The sequence below is a fragment of the Rosenbergiella collisarenosi genome, assembly GCF_018494085.1.
Classification (GTDB): Bacteria; Pseudomonadota; Gammaproteobacteria; order Enterobacterales; family Enterobacteriaceae; genus Rosenbergiella; species Rosenbergiella collisarenosi.
This window is the reverse complement of record NZ_JABBFP010000009.1, coordinates 24,114-42,696: the sequence shown is the minus strand read 5'-3', so window position 1 is coordinate 42,696 and position 18,583 is coordinate 24,114. Positions and strand designations below refer to the sequence as shown.

Annotated in this window: 18 protein-coding genes; 13 read left to right on the top strand and 5 right to left on the bottom strand. The window is 46.0% G+C overall.

Going from position 1 to position 18,583, the window contains the following annotated elements:
* The first annotated feature begins 149 nt into the window (after positions 1–149).
* Complete coding sequence (gene ompR / locus HGT70_RS13025) at positions 150–869, top strand: osmolarity response regulator transcription factor OmpR (protein WP_048912907.1); 720 nt, start codon at positions 150–152, stop codon at positions 867–869.
* Positions 866–2,218, top strand: a complete 1,353-nt coding sequence (gene envZ, locus HGT70_RS13020; protein ID WP_214196160.1) for a two-component system sensor histidine kinase EnvZ — start codon at positions 866–868, stop codon at positions 2,216–2,218. Before ompR ends, envZ begins: the two co-directional genes overlap by 4 nt.
* Before the next feature lie 34 nt (positions 2,219–2,252).
* Here envZ and pckA read toward each other — a convergent pair whose 3' ends face one another.
* The 4 genes from pckA to HGT70_RS13000 form a co-directional block, all read right to left on the bottom strand.
* Entirely contained in the window at positions 2,253–3,875 is a 1,623-nt protein-coding gene (pckA, locus tag HGT70_RS13015; RefSeq protein ID WP_214196159.1) for a phosphoenolpyruvate carboxykinase (ATP), read from the bottom strand.
* A gap of 191 nt (positions 3,876–4,066) precedes the next feature.
* Entirely contained in the window at positions 4,067–4,933 is an 867-nt protein-coding gene (gene hslO / locus HGT70_RS13010; RefSeq protein ID WP_071433251.1) for an Hsp33 family molecular chaperone HslO, read from the bottom strand.
* Positions 4,934–4,954: 21 nt separating this feature from the next.
* On the bottom strand, positions 4,955–5,365 hold the full coding sequence (gene hslR / locus HGT70_RS13005; RefSeq protein WP_071433253.1) for a ribosome-associated heat shock protein Hsp15: 411 nt from the start codon (positions 5,363–5,365) through the stop codon (positions 4,955–4,957).
* A 50-nt stretch (positions 5,366–5,415) separates the two neighbouring features.
* On the bottom strand, positions 5,416–7,545 hold the full coding sequence (locus HGT70_RS13000; RefSeq protein WP_214196158.1) for an IgaA/UmoB family intracellular growth attenuator: 2,130 nt from the start codon (positions 7,543–7,545) through the stop codon (positions 5,416–5,418).
* Between the two features lie 264 nt (positions 7,546–7,809).
* Here HGT70_RS13000 and nudE point away from each other — a divergent pair, with 264 nt between their 5' ends.
* Positions 7,810–8,382 carry an ADP compounds hydrolase NudE gene (gene nudE / locus HGT70_RS12995; RefSeq protein WP_071433258.1) on the top strand — a complete coding sequence of 191 codons (573 nt, stop codon included), beginning with the start codon at positions 7,810–7,812 and terminating at the stop codon, positions 8,380–8,382.
* Between the two features lie 31 nt (positions 8,383–8,413).
* Here nudE and mrcA read toward each other — a convergent pair whose 3' ends face one another.
* Positions 8,414–10,957: a peptidoglycan glycosyltransferase/peptidoglycan DD-transpeptidase MrcA gene (gene mrcA / locus HGT70_RS12990; protein WP_214196157.1), complete on the bottom strand. Its 2,544-nt coding sequence runs from the start codon at positions 10,955–10,957 to the stop codon at positions 8,414–8,416.
* A gap of 118 nt (positions 10,958–11,075) precedes the next feature.
* Between mrcA and HGT70_RS12985 the strand changes: the two genes are divergently transcribed.
* The 10 genes from HGT70_RS12985 (at position 11,076) to dam (ending at position 18,563) form a co-directional block, all read left to right on the top strand.
* Positions 11,076–11,894 (top strand): type IV pilus biogenesis protein PilM, encoded by an 819-nt coding sequence (locus HGT70_RS12985; RefSeq protein WP_214196156.1) that lies wholly within the window; start codon positions 11,076–11,078, stop codon positions 11,892–11,894.
* Positions 11,891–12,205: a hypothetical protein gene (locus tag HGT70_RS12980; RefSeq protein WP_214196155.1), complete on the top strand. Its 315-nt coding sequence runs from the start codon at positions 11,891–11,893 to the stop codon at positions 12,203–12,205. The genes HGT70_RS12985 and HGT70_RS12980 overlap by 4 nt, the downstream gene beginning before the upstream one ends.
* The gene (locus HGT70_RS16880) at positions 12,178–12,432 is read left to right on the top strand and encodes a PilN domain-containing protein (RefSeq protein ID WP_157725416.1); all 255 of its coding nucleotides are present in this window, start codon (positions 12,178–12,180) and stop codon (positions 12,430–12,432) included. Before HGT70_RS12980 ends, HGT70_RS16880 begins: the two co-directional genes overlap by 28 nt.
* Position 12,433: 1 nt before the next feature.
* Positions 12,434–12,919 (top strand): hypothetical protein, encoded by a 486-nt coding sequence (locus tag HGT70_RS12970; RefSeq protein ID WP_214196154.1) that lies wholly within the window; start codon positions 12,434–12,436, stop codon positions 12,917–12,919.
* On the top strand, positions 12,906–13,250 hold the full coding sequence (locus tag HGT70_RS12965; protein ID WP_214196153.1) for a hypothetical protein: 345 nt from the start codon (positions 12,906–12,908) through the stop codon (positions 13,248–13,250). Before HGT70_RS12970 ends, HGT70_RS12965 begins: the two co-directional genes overlap by 14 nt.
* A 29-nt stretch (positions 13,251–13,279) precedes the next feature.
* On the top strand, positions 13,280–14,509 hold the full coding sequence (pilQ, locus tag HGT70_RS12960) for a type IV pilus secretin PilQ (RefSeq protein ID WP_214196152.1): 1,230 nt from the start codon (positions 13,280–13,282) through the stop codon (positions 14,507–14,509).
* 329 nt (positions 14,510–14,838) lie between these two features.
* Positions 14,839–15,360: a shikimate kinase AroK gene (aroK, locus tag HGT70_RS12955; protein ID WP_071433270.1), complete on the top strand. Its 522-nt coding sequence runs from the start codon at positions 14,839–14,841 to the stop codon at positions 15,358–15,360.
* A 42-nt stretch (positions 15,361–15,402) separates the two neighbouring features.
* Positions 15,403–16,482 carry a 3-dehydroquinate synthase gene (gene aroB / locus HGT70_RS12950; protein ID WP_071435195.1) on the top strand — a complete coding sequence of 360 codons (1,080 nt, stop codon included), beginning with the start codon at positions 15,403–15,405 and terminating at the stop codon, positions 16,480–16,482.
* 77 nt (positions 16,483–16,559) lie between these two features.
* Entirely contained in the window at positions 16,560–17,654 is a 1,095-nt protein-coding gene (locus HGT70_RS12945) for an SPOR domain-containing protein (RefSeq protein ID WP_214196151.1), read from the top strand.
* A 96-nt stretch (positions 17,655–17,750) separates the two neighbouring features.
* Positions 17,751–18,563, top strand: coding sequence for an adenine-specific DNA-methyltransferase (dam, locus tag HGT70_RS12940; protein WP_071433274.1), 813 nt, complete (start codon positions 17,751–17,753; stop codon positions 18,561–18,563).
* Positions 18,564–18,583: the final 20 nt, after the last annotated feature.

Genomic DNA, 18,583 nt, shown 5'->3' with positions numbered 1-18,583 from the left:
CTATCACCTATAGTTAGATCTTTACTTAACATACTGTTAAATATGCTTTGTAACAATTTCAGTAAGAATATAAACCAATAAAATTTGTCACGGTAAGCATTATTTTTAAAAATAGCATAGCTGGCGATAATGCCTTTGGAGTTATTAGAATGCAGGAAAATTACAAAGTTTTAGTCGTCGATGACGATATGCGTTTACGGGCATTGCTTGAAAGATATCTCACTGAGCAAGGTTTCCAAGTGCGTAGCGTCGCAAACGCTGAGCAAATGGACCGTTTGTTAACCCGTGAATCTTTTCACCTGATGGTGCTCGATTTGATGCTGCCGGGTGAGGACGGGCTCTCTATCTGTCGTCGCCTACGCAGTCAAAGTAACCCCATGCCTATTATTATGGTCACGGCAAAAGGTGAAGAAGTAGATAGGATTGTTGGGTTAGAAATCGGCGCCGACGACTATATCCCCAAACCTTTTAATCCACGCGAGCTATTGGCACGTATCCGTGCAGTACTCCGTCGTCAGGCGAACGAACTTCCCGGTGCACCTTCCCAAGAGGAAGCGGTTATTACCTTCGGCAAGTTTAAGCTTAATTTAGGGACTCGTGAAATGTTCCGTGAAGACGAGCCGATGCCTTTGACGAGTGGTGAGTTTGCGGTGCTCAAGGCGTTAGTGAGTCATCCCCGCGAGCCACTTTCGCGTGATAAGCTGATGAATCTAGCACGTGGTCGGGAATACAGCGCAATGGAACGTTCTATCGACGTACAGATCTCTCGACTAAGAAGAATGGTGGAAGAAGATCCGGCTCATCCTCGCTATATCCAAACTGTTTGGGGCCTTGGCTATGTTTTTGTCCCCGATGGCAGCAAAGCATGAGAAAACTTCGCTTCTCTCCGCGCAGCTCGTTTGCGCGGATGTTGCTACTGATTGTTTCATTACTCTTTGTGAGTTTGGTGACCACTTATCTAGTCGTCCTTAACTTCGCAATCTTACCGAGTTTACAACAGTTCAATAAAGTTCTGGCTTATGAGGTCAGAATGTTGATGACGGATAAGCTTCAGCTTGAAGACGGTACGCAGTTAGACGTTCCCCCTGCCTTTAGGCGAGAGATTTACCGTGAATTAGGGATTTCTCTCTATACCAATTCCGCAGCGGAAGAGAGCGGATTACGTTGGGCACAACACTATAAATTTCTTAGCGAGCAGATGGCTCACCAACTTGGTGGTCCTACTGACGTACGTGTAGAGGTCAACAAAAAGACGCCAGTAGTTTGGTTAAAAACGTGGTTATCGCCGAATATCTGGGTCAGAGTGCCGCTCACCGAAATTCATCAAGGGGATTTCTCGCCTCTTTTTCGTTACACCCTGATGATTATGCTCTTGGCTATCGTTGGTGCCTGGTTATTTATTCGAATGCAAAACCGTCCATTGGTCGCTCTTGAACATGCCGCGCTACAGGTCGGCAAAGGGCAGATCCCGCCACCGCTTAGGGAATATGGTGCGTCAGAAGTTCGCTCCGTTACGCGAGCTTTTAACCAAATGGCTGCTGGAGTTAAGCAATTAGCCGACGATCGGACGCTTTTAATGGCGGGTGTTAGCCATGATTTACGTACACCTTTAACCCGTATTCGATTAGCAACTGAAATGATTGGTGCCGATGAACAATATCTAGCCGACTCGATTAATAAAGATATTGAAGAGTGTAACGCAATCATTGAGCAATTTATCGATTACCTGCGTACCGGACAAGAAATTCAGAAAGAGCGAGTTGATCTTAATAGCGTCTTAGGTGAGGTGGTTGCTGCAGAGAGTGGCTATGAACGTGAAATAGAAAATGACGTAATGAGCGACGAGCTACTACTGGATATCAACCCGTTAGGTATCAAACGTGCGGTGGCCAATATGGTAGTGAACGCTGCGCGTTACGGTAATGGTTGGATTCGAGTCAGCAGTGGTCGAGAATTGGATCGAGCATGGTTTCAAGTTGAAGACGACGGTTCGGGTATTGATAAAGACCAGATCGCACACCTTTTACAACCCTTTGTTAGAGGGGACAGTGCCAGGACGACTAGCGGCACGGGGCTGGGGCTGGCAATAGTACAGCGTATTATTGACGCTCATCAGGGAGAGCTTAGCTTTGATGTCAGTGACAAGGGTGGACTCAAAATTCGCGCATGGCTTCCTTTACCTTCTGGTAAACAGCCGGTTGTAAACGAAGGCACCTAGTGATCCCCACCCTCTGACGGGGTGGGGGACATATTTATGAATTAAGCTGTGGCCCAGCACTGACCAATGCTTTACCGGCGTCAGTATCGGTATAAGGCGCAAAATGGTCGATAAATTGCTGTGCCAATACCTTTGCTTTAGACTCCCACTCAACAGGACTATTCCAACTCGATCGTGGATCAAGGATCTCTGGGTTAATACCTTGGATGTGCTTAGGAAATTCTAAGTTAAAGATTGGTAGGGTGCGGCATTCAGCATGATCAAGCTCGTCATGTAAAATCGCGTTAATCAGCTGCCGAGTATCTTTTAATGATAAACGCTTACCTTGACCATTCCAGCCTGTATTGACTAAATACGCTTTAGCTCCACTTTCTTGCATGCGCTTTACCAGCACCTCCGCATAACATGTCGGGTGTAACGTCAGGAAAACTGCACCGAAGCATGCCGAAAAGGTCGGCGTTGGTTGCTTAACACCACGCTCAGTCCCGGCGAGTTTCGCCGTAAAGCCGGAGAGGAAATGATATTGAGTTTGTTCGGGCGTTAGCCTCGAAACGGGCGGAAAGATACCAAAAGCATCGGCCGTCAGGAATATCACCTTTTTGGCATGTCCGGCTTTCGATATAGGGCGGACGATATTCTCGATATGATTAATAGGATAAGAAACACGAGTGTTTTCAGTTTTACTGTCATCGTTGAAATCAACACTGCCATCGCTATTGACGACAACATTTTCCAGTAAGGCGTTGCGACGAATCGCGCTGTAAATCTCTGGTTCGGCGGTAGCTGAGAGGTTAATTGTTTTGGCGTAGCACCCTCCCTCAAAGTTGAATACGCCATCATTATCCCATCCATGTTCGTCATCACCAATGAGCTGGCGTAGGGGATCGGTAGATAGGGTTGTCTTCCCTGTCCCTGATAACCCAAAGAACACGGCGACATCTCCTTCTTTGCCCACATTTGCCGAACAGTGCATAGATGCGATATTTTGCAGGGGTAATAGATAGTTCATTACCGAAAACATCCCCTTCTTCATCTCCCCGCCATACCAAGTACCGCCGATGAGTTGCATACGTTCGGTAAGGTTGAATGCCACAAAATTTTCAGAGTTCAGACCCTGCTCACGCCAGTTCGGGTTATGGCATTTTGAACCGTTCAATACTACGAAATTGGGTTCAAAGCTCGCGAGCTCCTCGGGAGTTGGGGCAATAAACATATTTGTGACAAAGTGGGCTTGCCACGCAACTTCAGTGACGAACCGTACGCTGAGCCGGGTCTCCGGATTAGCGCCACAAAAAGCATCAATGACAAATAAACGCTTTCCCGAAAGCTGTTCGCAGAGCAGCCCCTTTAGGTGTCCCCAGAGTTCTGGGGAGAGTGGCTGATTGGCATTTTTTGCGGCACTTGTATCGTTCCACCATACTGTATGCTCAGTCGTGGCATCGCGAACGATATATTTATCTTTTGGCGAACGCCCCGTGAAAATTCCAGTATCGACGGCTACAGCACCCGATTGCGTAACAACGCCTCGTTCAAATCCCACAAGATTCGGTGAGGTCTCTTCTGCAAAAAGCTGTTCATAGGTAGGGTTATGGATAATTTCTGTAGAGCGAGTGATTCCGATAGCGCTAAGATCAGGACGCTGGGGTGTGGCTGACATGAGTCGCAACTCCTTCGATAGAAAAGTGGCTTAACAAAATACGTCAATGTCAGAAAAGTGTACCTTGATTCGTCGGGGGGAAAAGCAGAGAGGCAGCAAAGTGTGACCCGAGTTATATTACTCCCTAAAAAAAGAGCATCATCTCTACGGTATAGAACGGGATAAGCGGGGGTTGCTCCCCGCTTGGGATACTAATGGATCGAGGAATTGCTTAGCGGTACATCGTTGCGAATATTGGCAACGTCGACCGCATCGTAGAGATAATGACTACCGCAATAGTCGCAATGCATATCGATTTTTCCATCTTCGGCCAAAATGGTATCAATTTCTTCGACAGAGACGGTTTTAAGTACTTCACCACAACGTTGTCGAGAACAACTGCACTTGAACTGGACGGGCTGCGGGTCGTAAACGGTGACTTCTTCTTGATGGAAGAGACGCCATAAAACGTCTGTCGCTGGTAGGGTAATTAGCTCTTCTTCCGTGACGGTCGTGGCAAGCGTGGAGAGGTGGGTGAGGGCCTCGTTATCTTTATCCTCACTCGGTAACACTTGGAGCAAGATCCCTGCAGCACCTTGCAGATTATTACGGATAATTAATCGAGTCGGAAGTTGTTCTGAACGTAAAAAGTATTCTTCAATACATTCCGCGAACGTTGGTTTTTCTAACGCAACGATACCCTGATAACGTTCGCCTTTGGCTGGCGTAATAGTAATAACCAAGTAGCCTTCGCCAAGCATTTCAGCTAGCGTTGCTTCTTCTGCAATATCAGCGCGTACGCGTGCAACACCACGTAATTCTTGCTTATCATTACCATTGATAACCGCCATCGCTAAAGGACCATCACCCTGTAGTTGTACAGTAATATCCCCTTCAAATTTTAGCGTAGCAGTCATCAAACTTGTCGTGACCAACATCTCTGCCATGAGGTTTCTAACAGCAATGGGGTAGTCATGGCCTTCAACGATAGCTTGCAGGGTATGGCTGACATTCACCAGTTCACCACGTACGGCGGCATCAGCAAATAAATAACGATGAAGTTGATCTTGAACGGACATTATTTTCTCTTTAGGGCGTGGTTAATCGCCCGTTATCTTAAATTTAATCAAATCACGGCGCTCTTTTTTATCAGGGCGACGGTCAGGATGAGGCATAGTGAGAGCATTCATCTTACGAGCCAGCGCGATAGCTTCACGTTTGGTAACGCTCTCTTCAGTCTCCTGGTAGAGGAGCTGCGCCTCGTTAGCGCTACGCCGATGTTCACTTAGCGCGACGACGACGACAGTGCGTAGGTCGTTACCCTGCCTAACTTGCAGTGAGGCACCGACCTCTACCCATTTACTGGGCTTACTTCGTTGGCCATTGTAATGAACCTTTCCTCCCTCGATCATCTCTCTGGCTAGGGCGCGCGTCTTATAAAAGCGTGCCGCCCAGAGCCATTTGTCGAGTCTAACTTTATCGAGTGATGAGTGCGTCTGGATCGTTTGCATGTGTGCCTCCTAGAGACAAACTAGCACAAGCTTAGCAGTAAGACTTAACCTTAACCATCATTCTTTAGATGGGAAAGCAGAAGAGGAGAGGCATTCGCGATAGCGGTGTTGTAGTCATCTTGAATACGAGCATAACGGATAAAGTCTCGACGTAAGCGATGAATACCTAGTAGCGTATTGACTACAATGAGAACCACTAGACATGCTAGAAATAACGTAGTGATGATATATCGCCACAGGGCATTAGAATTAGGTTCCTGATGCACAACGACATGAAGCGTGCCCTGACTGTCGTTTTGTAACGATGTAATAATTCCTGACAAGGTGAAAGGGGTATTCAGTAACTGTGTAGAGATGCGTTGCAATTCTTTCCACTGCGTTGCTGGCGCTAAATCAAAAAGCGACGTTTCGGGCTGCTCTTGGTCGACGAGGAGTTTTCCCTGTCCATTGATAAATAGATAACCCGCCTTTGGTAAATGACTGAGCGATTCAATCGTTTTACGCGTTTCGTTACTCATGAAAGTCAGCGTCGCCGCATCGACGAGGCTAGTAAGATTTTGTGCGCTATTAGGTCGTAATAAAACGTTTAACCCATCTAGCTTTCCAGACTTTGCCTGGTCAACTAAGTGCGGCCAGTCTTTGGCATTCTCCAAATTAACTAAGGCGCTTTTTAAGCGGAGGCAATCTTCATTAGCAGAGCAAAGCTGAGCGGTTTTCAGCACAATATCGGCGAAATTATTGAGTAAGATCATCCCTGATTTCTGGATGGCAGAGGCGAGCTGCGGATTTATCCCTTTAAGATCGTTATTCTCTGGCGCGAGCTGTTGTGATGTTGTTGCCAGTAAAGCCTGCGTTTGCGCAATAATAAGTGAAGGAGGTAAGGTGCTGGCGTGATTTTTATTCCAATAGATAGTGGAACAGTCAAAAGGTAGAAAATCGTAGGTTCGATTACTTTGATAGGTATGCGGGACTATACATCTTCCCGTACCTTTAATATTAATCACATCACCGACATGTAGCGTATGTTGTGTCAATTGCTCCACATTGCTAACTGTTACGTGCTGTTCTCCTTGTAAGCGAGCCAAGGCAATATTAAAGGAGATACCAGTAGGCAGCCAACTCGTCGTCATAATCAGAATAACTAATGATCCAGCAGACAAGGTCAAATTATGACGCCAATTCTGCAGGGGAAAGCGTTTAACTTCATTAGTGAGCGAAAGCAACGCACCGTGCTTTACAACGCGGTTTTGCCCGTCCACCTCGATAATTGTTTCTTTGCCAATGTCCTGTTGGATATAGGGATACCAATGTTCAGGATAATATAAGTCGATAATACCTAGAGAGAGGCTTTGTTGTTTGGGATTAGCTTCGCCGAACAGGCCCCAAGGTTTTAATAATCCCCGCATCGTTCTAATTTCTTGTAAATGACTTCGTGGAGGGCGGCGATACATAAACCAGAGGCAGGGTAAAATAATGAGTACGCTAATCAGTAGAATCCACGGCATTAATTTTAATGGCGTAAGGAGACTACAAAAGATCAGCAGTAATGCACAACAAAGAATCAATGCCTCACTAATATTCTTCTCGTGGCTCAACGTATATTCTTCAAAACTTTGTCGGCGAACGTCTACGATAGTCACGCGCTCGCTGGTTTCTTTACGAATCGAGGTATCTGTTGCCGTAGAAAATGTCGCTGGCGGAGCAGTATTCTCAATATCATCGAGTAATCGGTGACCGTTTAAGCCGATAATTAATGGTAATTGGTTGGTATAGACTAATTCAATAGTATTGTCTGCGGCAATGAAGGGTTGCCCGTTTGGAGGAAGCTGAACCTCAAGGGCATCAAGATAGTAACGATTACGCTCTGGAACACTCGCCGACAAGCTATAATGCGTGATGGAGTGATTGATTATATAGACGGATTTATCGCGTAAAGTACACACATTACGTGACCGATTAGTTTTATATAATAAGCGATGAACAAAACTCGTCGGTGAAGGAGAGCGTTGTTGTAGATAGTGACGGCAGAGCCTACCCTCGTCTTCAGTAAGCTGACGTTGAGCGATGGTATTCAGTTCTTGATGTTGGGCACGTAGATGTTTTTGGGGTAGCAGTATCTTTGTCCAGACAAAAAGTATGCAGAACAGTAGAACCAGCAATAGAAAAATAAAAACACTCATGCGTTACCCAGAGCAAATAAGTGGTCAGCCTTATGGCCAGTGAAGTATCGAGTTCAATGTGACTAGTTCGGAAGAACAATGAGTAAAATAGTCGGCGTTATCCTGCGTCAATTTAGTGTGGTGCACAAGAATAATAAATCAGGATAATCTTATTATCACCTACCTAAAATAGATTTTTCGATTAAACGGCCGCAAAATTGGTTGGTTGCTTAACTCCGGCTATGTTTCAATAGTGCCCTATTATTGGTCATTATGAGGTGAACCATGTCTTCGCTGAAAAAACCGCAAATATTGCGTATATCCGAAGTAGCGAGCTCACGTCTGTTTACTATCCAATCCGTCCAATTACGTTTTAGTAATGGCGTTGAACGCATTTATGAACGGATGAAACCGGCAGGGCGTGAAGCTGTGATGATCCTCGCGCTGGAAGGCGAAGAGGTGTTGATGATCGAAGAATATGCTGTAGGGATCGAAAGTTACGAATTGGGCTTCCCCAAGGGGTTAATCGACGCGGGTGAAACCCCACAGCAAGCCGCGGTTAGGGAGCTTAAGGAAGAAGTCGGGATGGGAGCAAAACAGTTGACCCTTCTAGGGCATGTCACGATGGCCCCTTCCTATTTTTCGAGCCGTATGCATATTTTGGTCGCTGAACAGCTTTATCCGGAATGGTTGGAGGGAGACGAGCCAGAGCCACTACTCGTACATCGCTGGCCGCTAAGAACTCTTATTGATCTACTTGACCATCCACAATTTCAAGAAGCGAGAAATGTTAGTGCCATGTTCCTGCTACGTGAATGGATAACCAAACAACCTCATTTTGCTCATATTTTTGGTTAAGCGGGTTAATAGATTAACCCGCTTGTTGCGTTTAAAATAAATCCTGACTTTGCGCACCGGAACCTATCGTGGTGCTGGTCTCCTGTAGCGGGTATTCTTTTGGTTCGGTACCGGTAATGAAATACTCAGCACGACTATTTCCGCCGCCATGAGACAGCTTACCTGTCGTCCTATCAATAGTAACTGTTGTAATACCCTCTGGTGGGGTTAGCGGTTGCAGCGGTACGCCCTGCAACGCGATTTTCATGAAATCATCCCACGCAGGCTGTGCACTCTTTGCTCCGCCTTCGTAGCCTGATGTTTGATCGCTAATCGCGCCGGAGGCTGTGGTACGTCCCAAGGCATGACTCGGATTATCGAAGCCAATCCATACCGAGGTAGCGATACCCGGACCATAACCAGAGAACCACGCATCTCTTGAACTATTAGTTGTGCCCGTTTTACCGCCTATATCGTTACGCTGTAAATCTCGCCCCGCACGCCAGCCTGTTCCTTGCCAGCCAGGTTCACCGAAGATGTTAGAGTTCATTGCACTCTTAATTAAGAAAGAGAGTGGTGTACTAATAACGTGGGGGGCATAAGGATCGTTATTCGAGTCTTTATTCACCGTATTCAGATCTGTGAGCGGTGTACCATCAGGTGTAGGCTGCTCCGCATGTGCCACATTTTCCGTCTTATCGTCGTCTAATTGCACAGTATTCTGCGCAGTGGCGAATAAGGTGGGAGAGTTACATTCTGGACAAGCGACCTTCGGTGTTTCTTGGAATAATACATTACCCTGTGGATCGCTAATTTTACTGATTAGCCAAGGTTCGACTTGGAAGCCACCGTTCGTCAGGATTGCATACCCTCTAGCCACTTGTATCGGGGTAAAGGATGCAGCGCCTAAGGCTAATGATTCAGTGCGGACGATATTTTGCTCAGGGAATCCAAAACGAAGAAGATATTGTGCCGCATAATCGACACCCATCGCACGCATTGCCCGTACCATCACAACGTTTTTAGAAAGGCCAAGGCCTTGTCTTAGCCGCATTGGGCCTGCATAAACATTTGGAGAGTTGTGGGGCCGCCAATCGGAACCGGCGCCGGCATCCCAACGTGAAATCGGCAAGTCATTAAGAATTGTGGCTAAGGTGAGGCCTTTATCCATCGCCGCAGTATATAAGAAAGGTTTAATGTTCGAGCCAACTTGACGCAATGCTTGGGTGGCACGATTAAACATGCTCTGGGAGAAGTCAAATCCTCCTACAAGCGCTTTAATAGCACCATTGTGTGAATCGAGTGAGACGAGAGCTGAATTGACCTGAGGGACTTGTGCCAGCGACCACCCTTCACCGACAGCCCTCACCCAAATTAACTGACCAGAGGCCAATACTTGACTGACGGAACGCGGTGTTGCTCCCTGTAGATTGTCATTTTTAAAAGGTCGAGCCCAACGTACACTCGCTAAGGTTAGGGTCTGAGTAGAACCATCCTTGAGAATGACTTGTGCTGAGTCAGCGTTCATCGTTTGTACTACGGCTGGCACGAGTGGCCCATAGGTAGGATAGGCCGTAAGTGTTTTCTTAATTTTTACTTCATCCCAGGCAGTCTGCCCACCACTCCAAAGAATTTTTGTCGGCCCACGGTAGCCATGGCGAATATCATAATTAAGAACATTATCGACGACTGCTTGTTGAGCGCCTTCTTGTAAAGTCCGGGTAATCGTCGTAGTGACTTGGTAGCCATCATTATAGGCGTCTTCACCATAGCGTTTGACCATCTCTTGTCTGACCATTTCGCTGATATATGGCGCGGTGAAAACGACTTGCGGGCCATGATACTGTGAAATAAGCGGGTCATTAATAGCCTGCTCATATTGCTGTTGGCTGATATATTTCTGATCGAGCATTCGTCCTAGTACAACGTTGCGTCTGGCTAACGCACGAGTATGTGAATACAACGGATTAAAGGTAGACGGCGCCTTAGGCAATCCAGCAATCATCGCCATTTGGCTTAAACTAAGATCGTTAATATCTTTACCGAAATAGACGTGAGCTGCCGCACCCACGCCATAAGCTCTGGAACCGAGGTAGATTTTATTTAAGTAGAGGTCGAGTATTTGGTCTTTGGTAAAAAGTTGTTCAATACGAATCGCGAGGAATGCTTCTCTAATTTTTCGTAATAACGTCTTTTCGGGTGAAAGAAAAAAGTTACGAGCCAATTGCTGCGTGATAGTACTCGCCCCTTGAGAGGCTCGTCCAGAGAAGATCGCGATGGAGGCGGCCCGAAAAATACCAATCGGGTCGACACCGTGATGTTCATAGAAACGGCTATCTTCTGTCGCAATAAAAGCGTGAATAAGATCGGGTGGCATTTGCTGCAGGGTCAGCGGAATACGGCGCTTTTCACCGAATTGAGCGATTAACTCACCGTCTGCGCTGTAAACCTGCATCGGGGTTTGCATTTTGACTTCTTTAAGGGTGTTTACATCGGGAAGCTGAGGTTCAATGTATTTGTATAAGCCATAAATAGAGCCTATTCCCAAAAAAATGCAGCAAATAAATAATATGAATAAATACTTTAAGACCTTCACCTAAACTCTCTCACTAGAACGTTATTGGGTAGTTTATAAACAATTGCCTCGTAGTATAAAGACATCATGGCTGCTTTGATACGTCAAAATGTCTCACCGATCTCGAGGAGTTATAAAAATGCTTAGCCAAGGATGGCAAATAGGACTACATATAAATACCGCTCAAGTCAGTATTGTCGCGATAAAAGGCCGAAAAAATCGGTGGTCTCTTCAGCGCTGGTGGGTTTACCCACTCAATGAGCCGGTATTTACCCCAACGGGTTTACTGGAGAATACTGAGGAGTTGCTGTCCATTTTACGAACTTTTCGTAAGTACTTACCTTACCGTTATTCGCTTCGCATCAGCTATCCCTCGCAGTGTGTCTTACTACGTACTTTATCGTTACCGTGCACAACGCTTACTGGGTTACCTCTCGAACGGTTTGTACAACTTTCGGTTAAGCGCCTATTTTCCCATCTTCATGAGTTAACGTGGGATTATTGTTTAGGGCCTGACATGGCAACAGAGATCAGCGTAACCGTAACAAGAAATAAAATCCTGAACGAGTATTGTGCCTTATTCAAAGCAGTTGGATTACAACTCGATGTGGTAGAGATTGCGTCGACAGCGCTTTATTCATTACTTAGGCAGACCACCAATAATGGCCTGATCGTCGAAGACTACGGGACTTGGCTGTGGGCTATCTATCAGCCCCCGCAGTACAATCATGGACAGCTTCTCAACGATAATATTCACACTCCTTTCGACGCGATAAAAGCGATCGCTGTACGTTGCGAGGAATATTCTTATTCGGGGAAGAATAGTGCTGAGAATCAACGTGGAATCGTCCGTTTTTCTGCAGCGAAGTTATTGGGACAATCCTTTGCAGAGTTAGCATCGCATCACGAATTAACCATCGCTTTAGGGCTCGCATTACGTGAGGCTGATGATCTATGAATAAAATTAACTTACTTAATTGGCGAAGAAGGAAATTAGCTCAACGTACCTGTCTAGTTCTAATCAGTGGAATAATATTACTCATTGGACTGATTGGTTTAATGCATGTTGGTTGTAACCTTTATCAACGCGACTCCGATCAGCTACTCATCCTTAATAAGCTATACCAACAGCTATCCACTGAACTCGCTCAGCGTCTCCAACAGCAACGAGCTCTTATCCTACAGTTCGAACGGCTCGTTATCGAAAAATCTGCTATCGACCATATTTATAACGAGCTGACATCGTACAGTTTTTTTTTCATTGGCTGACTCACCACATCCCGGAACATACTTGGCTGACAACCCTCACTGTCAATCAATCGCGATGGGTCTTAACTGGCCACACTATAGGGTTGGATGAAGTAGAAGGCTTCGTTCAACAATTGCTAGCCTCTAATCAGGTTAAGGCGTTTAGGTTAAACGATCTAAAGCAACACGATGATTACTATGAATTTAGGATAAGCTTTTCGCTTTCACCACTAGGGGGAGACCAATAGAGTGGTTGAAAATACACAATGGACAAAATTGATTTATTTACCGTATTGGATTCAGTGGGTAATTATGCTCATTATCATTATCATTATCGTGCTTGTTTTTTTTCTAACCGTTTATCGTGTCGCTCCGGTCTATCAGTTAACACAACAGCGGTTACAAGAATTAGAAAAAAATACGGTCAGTACTGAAACGAATATTAACGAATATCGCCGCGAAGGACCCACCTTTCTACTAATAGAAAAAATAAGTCAGTCGAGGATAGAAGCGGTCGCCACCTTTTCAGAATTTATTCTCAATTACAGGAAAGGGATTAGCGCTTGGCAAGACGAAGAAAATCAGCAAGGTGTTACGTTGTTGCTAAGCTGGCAAGAATTCACCCTATTGTGGGATGCCCTAGTTCAGTTGAAACACCCTATAAAGCCGGCTCAGCTTCAGCTATCAGCGCAAAATGGTCTTATTTTAATTAAGATTAGTTATGAAAAAAGATAACCTTTACTGCTGGTTGTTGATCGTGATTATGGTCGCGACGAAAGCTCTCGCTAGTGAGAGAGACCCCTTTCAGCCATTTGATTTGTCGCGATGTTCTGCGTTTACTCATTACTTTGAAAGATGGCACGTAAAAGGCGTATTAATCAGCGAATTGGGCCGGGAGGCTTTACTCTCGCATCCTTCATTAGGAATAAAAAGAATAGCTATTGGTATGAACCTGCCATCTATAAATGGGCAGGTTACACAAATAGAATTATCTGCGGTCGAGATTAGGGTTGCGCCTCCTTGCCTTCCCAAATCGGTGAAGATTCGTTTTAAAGGAGATACCTAATGTGCAGGGTAAAGAAATACCTTTTACTATTGCTAACTGTCTTAGTAACCTTCGAGGTTGATGCTGACTCGAAAATATCGATTAATGTAGATAACGCATCACTCGCACATATATTTTCCTTGCTCGCCTCAGCAAAGGGGTTAAATTTCGTCGTCGATCCCGCAGTCGAACAGACTCTCACCCTACAGCTAAAAGATGTGCAGTGGCAAGATGCGCTGGATATTATCAAATATTTAGCGAGGGTAGAGGTCGTTCAACATGCCAATGTTCTGTTAGTTCGCGCCGAGGACCCGCAGAATATCGAAAGTGACCTAGATGCATCGCCATCGAAGAACAAAAAAACTCCGCTCATTCAGAGAATCTTTCCTCTAAAATTTATCGAAGCCTCTGAACTTGAAAAGCAATTGACTGCTTTACCGCGCGATGGTGTTGGGCGCGAAGGTAAACTATATGTGGACCATCAACAGCAGCAAATTATTATTTGGGATGATGAACAGTCCTTAGAGAAAATCACGCAATGGATCTTGCTGCATGACCAACCTCAGCCGCAAATTGAAATCGTAGCCCAGATGATTTCGATCAGCCAGGATCATTTACGAGAATTAGGAGTCTCTTGGTTTAATGATCCCCCAAGTTCTAGCGAAGGAGGCGTAGTACGAGCTCAATTTACGACATACTTGGGTGTAAACGCACCAGCATTGCGCGCCAAAGCTGCGATAGCAAAAATCGACAGTCAGTTGTTGTACCTCGAACTCTCTGCATTAGAACAAGAAAACCAGATAGAAATTATCGCCAGCCCACATCTCGTGACGTCGCAAGGGCGTACAGCGTCGATTAAGCAGGGGACTGAAATACCTTATCAAACGGTGAGCGGTAAAAACGATAATCCAGTCATTAATTTTAAAGAAGCGGTACTCGGTATGGAGGTAACGCCAGAGCGAGTGGGGCGACAGCACATTCGTTTACGGCTAAGGCTAAACCAAGATATGCCCGGTAAAGTGTTACAAAGCGAAGGGAAGGGCCCCCCTTCAATCGATAAGCAAGAAATTAAGACAGAAGTTGTGGTAGAGAATGGTACAACCATCGCACTAGGCGGTATCTTTCAACAGCACCAACATCAAGGCATGGCGGCGATACCGGGATTGGGAAGGATCCCTCTTATCGGTTTGTTATTCCAAAAACAGACTCGCGAGCATCAAAAAAGAGAGCTTGTCATTTTCATTACACCGCGTCTTTTACCGACAGGAAATCTCCCGTAAATTCGAGTAAGATCGAGGTTCACCGTTGACGTAAAGCGCTAATTAGCATAAAAGGTTATCAATTTTTTAAGAACCTTAAGCGCTGAGTTTAATTAATCGTCACCCAATCGGCCTGAATATAGTACTATGAGAGTGACTGACAGGAGCCTTTGCCCATCACAAGGTGAAAGGTTGCTGATAAATCATTTAATTGGTTGCCAAATGGTCTTGAGTGTTGAGATAATTTTTCACCTGACTCTTGTTACATGCTTATGAGGTCTCAGTTTCTGTCCCGTTGTCTATAGAGGCTATGGGGTATCATCAACGAATTCTTAGTAGTACCGATAAAAATGGCAGAGAAACGTAATATCTTTCTGGTTGGGCCTATGGGTGCCGGCAAAAGTACTATTGGTCGTCAGTTAGCTCAACAACTTAATATGGAATTTTTCGATTCCGACCAAGAAATTGAGCGTCGTACCGGGGCTGATGTAGGCTGGGTCTTCGATGTTGAAGGCGAAGAGGGCTTCCGGGATCGTGAAGAAAAAATCATCAATGAATTGACCGAGAAGCAAGGCATTGTCTTAGCGACTGGCGGCGGTTCGGTAAAATCTCGTGAGACGCGTAATCGTTTATCCGCACGCGGTGTTGTGGTCTATTTGGAAACGACCATCGAGAAGCAGCTTGCTCGGACCCAGCGTGATAAACGTCGTCCTTTGTTGCAGGTCGAATCTCCTCCTCGTGATGTTTTGGAAGACCTTGCTGGTGAACGTAATCCTCTTTATGAAGAGATTGCTGACGTGACTATTCGTACTGATGAACAAAGTGCAAAAGTCGTCGCCAATCAGATCATCCATATGTTGGAAAATAACTAAATCGATATAGCTTAGTTGTATCAGTTGAGGGTCAGTAAGATGATGCAAAAGATGATAGTTTCACTTGGCGAACGCAGTTATCCGATCACGATCGATGCTGGCTTATTCAGTGAATCTGCATCTTACTGGCCATTAACCGCCCGCCAATCAGTCATGGTCGTGACCAACGAAACAGTTGCTCCTCTCTATCTGCATTCTGTGCTAGCACAGCTTACAGCACTAGGGATCGAGGCCGACTATGTTGTGTTACCTGATGGCGAGCAATACAAGTCACTTACGGTGCTTGATACGGTATTTACTGCTTTATTAGAAAAACCGCATGGTCGTGATACTACCCTTATCGCTTTAGGGGGAGGAGTGATCGGCGACATGACGGGTTTTGCTGCAGCTAGCTACCAGCGTGGTGTGCGTTTTATACAAATGCCTACCACGCTGTTATCTCAAGTTGATTCATCGGTTGGAGGAAAAACGGCAGTTAATCATCCCCTTGGGAAAAATATGATTGGCGCGTTTTACCAGCCGACCTCAGTAGTCATAGACCTCAATTGCTTAAAAACCCTGCCAGCTCGTGAATTATCTTCTGGGCTAGCAGAAGTTATCAAATATGGCGTGATTCTTGATTTCGCTTTCTTTGAATGGTTAGAGCAAAATATTGATGCGCTTCGACGTTTGGATAAAGAAGCCTTGGCTTACTGTATCAGGCGTTGTTGTGAGCTTAAGGCTGAAGTCGTGGCAGCAGATGAACGAGAACAAGGCAAGCGCGCATTGTTAAATCTCGGACATACTTTCGGGCACGCTATTGAAGCGCATATGGGCTATGGCAATTGGTTACACGGTGAGGCGGTTGCAGCAGGCATGATAATGGCTGCACGGACTGCGGAACAACTCGGGACATTCAGTGCCTCCTTAACAGAACGACTCATTGCGCTATTGCTGCGTGCCGGGCTACCGGTAAACGGGCCGCAGCAGATGTTGGCCGAAGACTATATCCCGCACATGATGCGGGATAAAAAAGTGTTGTCAGGAGAGCTACGCTTGGTCTTACCTACCGATTTAGGTCAGGCTGAGGTGCGTTCTGGAGTAGGACATGATACTGTTTTAGCTGCCATAACTAAGTGTTAGCTAAGGTAAGACAATAACTAATAATGTCAGCGGGGCCACTAGGGTGGTACTTAGCCGAATACGTATGAGGTGGATCAATGGATGACTTTCAACCGGAAGACGAATTAAAACCTGACACGAGCGATCGTCCTGCTCCTCGTGGAAAAAAACCTGCACCGTCCTCTAAACTACCGATCTCTAAGCAGCATCTTATGATTGCTGTTGGAATCTTGGTATTGTTACTATTGGTTCTAGGGATAGGATCGGCATTAAACAGTCCCTCAAATTCGAGTGAGCAGACGACTACGCAAGGTAGTGAAAGAAATATCGACTTGGCGGGTAATTCGCCGGGTACGTCGACGGACTCAACGGCTACCCAACAGCCTAATGATAACCCGTCCGCGACGGATACCTCTGCTACGCCTAGCGATAATTCTCCCCAAGATGGGGTAGCCGATACTAACAGCACGGCTGCTCAACAGAATTCTTCACCCGTTGACCAAAATACTGTCGCTGCCTTACCGGTAGGGGCTGCAACGCTTGACCGTAATGCTAAGTTGAGTAACACAGACCAGGTCGCTCAGCAGCCTACTACCAGTGTTGAGTCAACTCCACCAGCTCATCGTTCACTGCAGAATGAACAACATCCTCGGTCTAAACCGGCAGTGGTACATAACGAACCACGTCAACCGAGTCACCGTTCTGAAGCTCACAATACGGTATCCGAGAATCGCGAGAGAATCGCACATCGCCAGCCTGTGCGTACTGAAACGAGAAATACAGTAGAGCCTAAGGCACCCGCGAAAACCGTAGAGAAGCGAACGCCTGTAACGACCACGGTTGCTCCACAACCGGCGAAGCCAGCTCCTGCTCCAGTGACGTCACCAACGACCAAGCAGTCGCAAGCACCTGTAACTTCACAGGCCACTACCTCAGGCAAAGGCTACACCTTGCAATTGAGTGGTGCAAGCCGCGAAGATACACTGAATGCGTGGGCGAAACAGCAGAATCTGACGGGTTATCAGGTTTACAAAACCTCTCGTAACGGTCAAGCCTGGTATGTTTTAACAACCGGAAATTATAAAACCCCCGCAGAAGCAAAAAGCGCTATCTCATCTCTGCCAGAAGCTGTAAAAGCTAAAAGCCCTTGGGTTAAGCCAATGAGCCAAGTTCGTAAAGAATCCGCTCAGTAATCTCTACAGGGCTGCGCTATGCAGCCCTCTATTTAAGCGCCAATCTGTTGTCCGGATAACCGCAACATCTCATACAATAATCTTTGATACGACAACATGAAGAAACATCGCGCTTTTCTAAAGTGGGCCGGGGGCAAGTATCTCCTATTAGACGATATCCAACGCCATTTACCGCAAGGTGACTGCCTAGTTGAGCCTTTTGTTGGGGCGGGTTCGGTGTTTCTCAACACCGACTACAAGAAATACTATCTTGCTGATATAAATAGCGATTTGATCAACCTCTATACTATTATCAAACATAATAGTAGCCAGTTTATTTCCGATGCACGAGTCTTCTTTACACCGGAAATGAATGATGCCGACGTTTATTATACGCATCGTCGGTTATTCAATGAGAGTGCAGATCCTTACTATCGAGCCCTACTTTTCCTCTACCTAAATCGCCATGGCTATAATGGCCTGTGCCGGTACAACCTGCGCGGGCAATTTAACGTTCCCTTTGGCAGATACGTGAGGCCTTACTTCCCACAGGCGGAGTTGGAGTGGTTTGCTGAACGGGCACAACAAGCAACGTTCGCGTGCGAGTCTTATGTACAAACTCTCTCACGGGTCAGAAAAGGCTCGGTAGTGTACTGTGATCCTCCGTATGCTCCCCTCTCCTCGACGGCTAATTTTACCGCTTACCATACGAATAGTTTCACCGCCAAGGAACAAGCGCTTTTGGCAGAGTTGGCTCATAAACTGGCACAAAAGAAAGATGTGCCTGTGCTAATCTCGAATCATGACACAGAGTCGACACGCAAGTGGTACCAAGAGGCTACACTACACATTGTCACGACAAGACGTTCAATTAGTCGTAGTGCCAATGGACGAACTAGGATTGATGAACTATTAGCACTGTATACTTAATGTTAAATCGGTAAATCAGC

Excerpts from the sequence above, each read along its gene's own strand:
- aroB (WP_071435195.1), top strand. The coding sequence starts at position 15,403 with ATGCAAAAGATGATAGTTTCACTTGGCGAACGCAGTTATCCGATCACG.
- aroK (WP_071433270.1), top strand. The coding sequence starts at position 14,839 with ATGGCAGAGAAACGTAATATCTTTCTGGTTGGGCCTATGGGTGCCGGC.
- pckA (WP_214196159.1), bottom strand. The coding sequence starts at position 3,875 with ATGTCAGCCACACCCCAGCGTCCTGATCTTAGCGCTATCGGAATCACT.
- hslR (WP_071433253.1), bottom strand. The coding sequence starts at position 5,365 with ATGCAAACGATCCAGACGCACTCATCACTCGATAAAGTTAGACTCGAC.
- envZ (WP_214196160.1), top strand. The coding sequence starts at position 866 with ATGAGAAAACTTCGCTTCTCTCCGCGCAGCTCGTTTGCGCGGATGTTG.
- nudE (WP_071433258.1), top strand. The coding sequence starts at position 7,810 with ATGTCTTCGCTGAAAAAACCGCAAATATTGCGTATATCCGAAGTAGCG.
- ompR (WP_048912907.1), top strand. The coding sequence starts at position 150 with ATGCAGGAAAATTACAAAGTTTTAGTCGTCGATGACGATATGCGTTTA.
- HGT70_RS12985 (WP_214196156.1), top strand. The coding sequence starts at position 11,076 with ATGCTTAGCCAAGGATGGCAAATAGGACTACATATAAATACCGCTCAA.
- HGT70_RS12945 (WP_214196151.1), top strand. The coding sequence starts at position 16,560 with ATGGATGACTTTCAACCGGAAGACGAATTAAAACCTGACACGAGCGAT.
- dam (WP_071433274.1), top strand. The coding sequence starts at position 17,751 with ATGAAGAAACATCGCGCTTTTCTAAAGTGGGCCGGGGGCAAGTATCTC.
- HGT70_RS12965 (WP_214196153.1), top strand. The coding sequence starts at position 12,906 with ATGAAAAAAGATAACCTTTACTGCTGGTTGTTGATCGTGATTATGGTC.
- HGT70_RS12980 (WP_214196155.1), top strand. The coding sequence starts at position 11,891 with ATGAATAAAATTAACTTACTTAATTGGCGAAGAAGGAAATTAGCTCAA.
- HGT70_RS13000 (WP_214196158.1), bottom strand. The coding sequence starts at position 7,545 with ATGAGTGTTTTTATTTTTCTATTGCTGGTTCTACTGTTCTGCATACTT.
- hslO (WP_071433251.1), bottom strand. The coding sequence starts at position 4,933 with ATGTCCGTTCAAGATCAACTTCATCGTTATTTATTTGCTGATGCCGCC.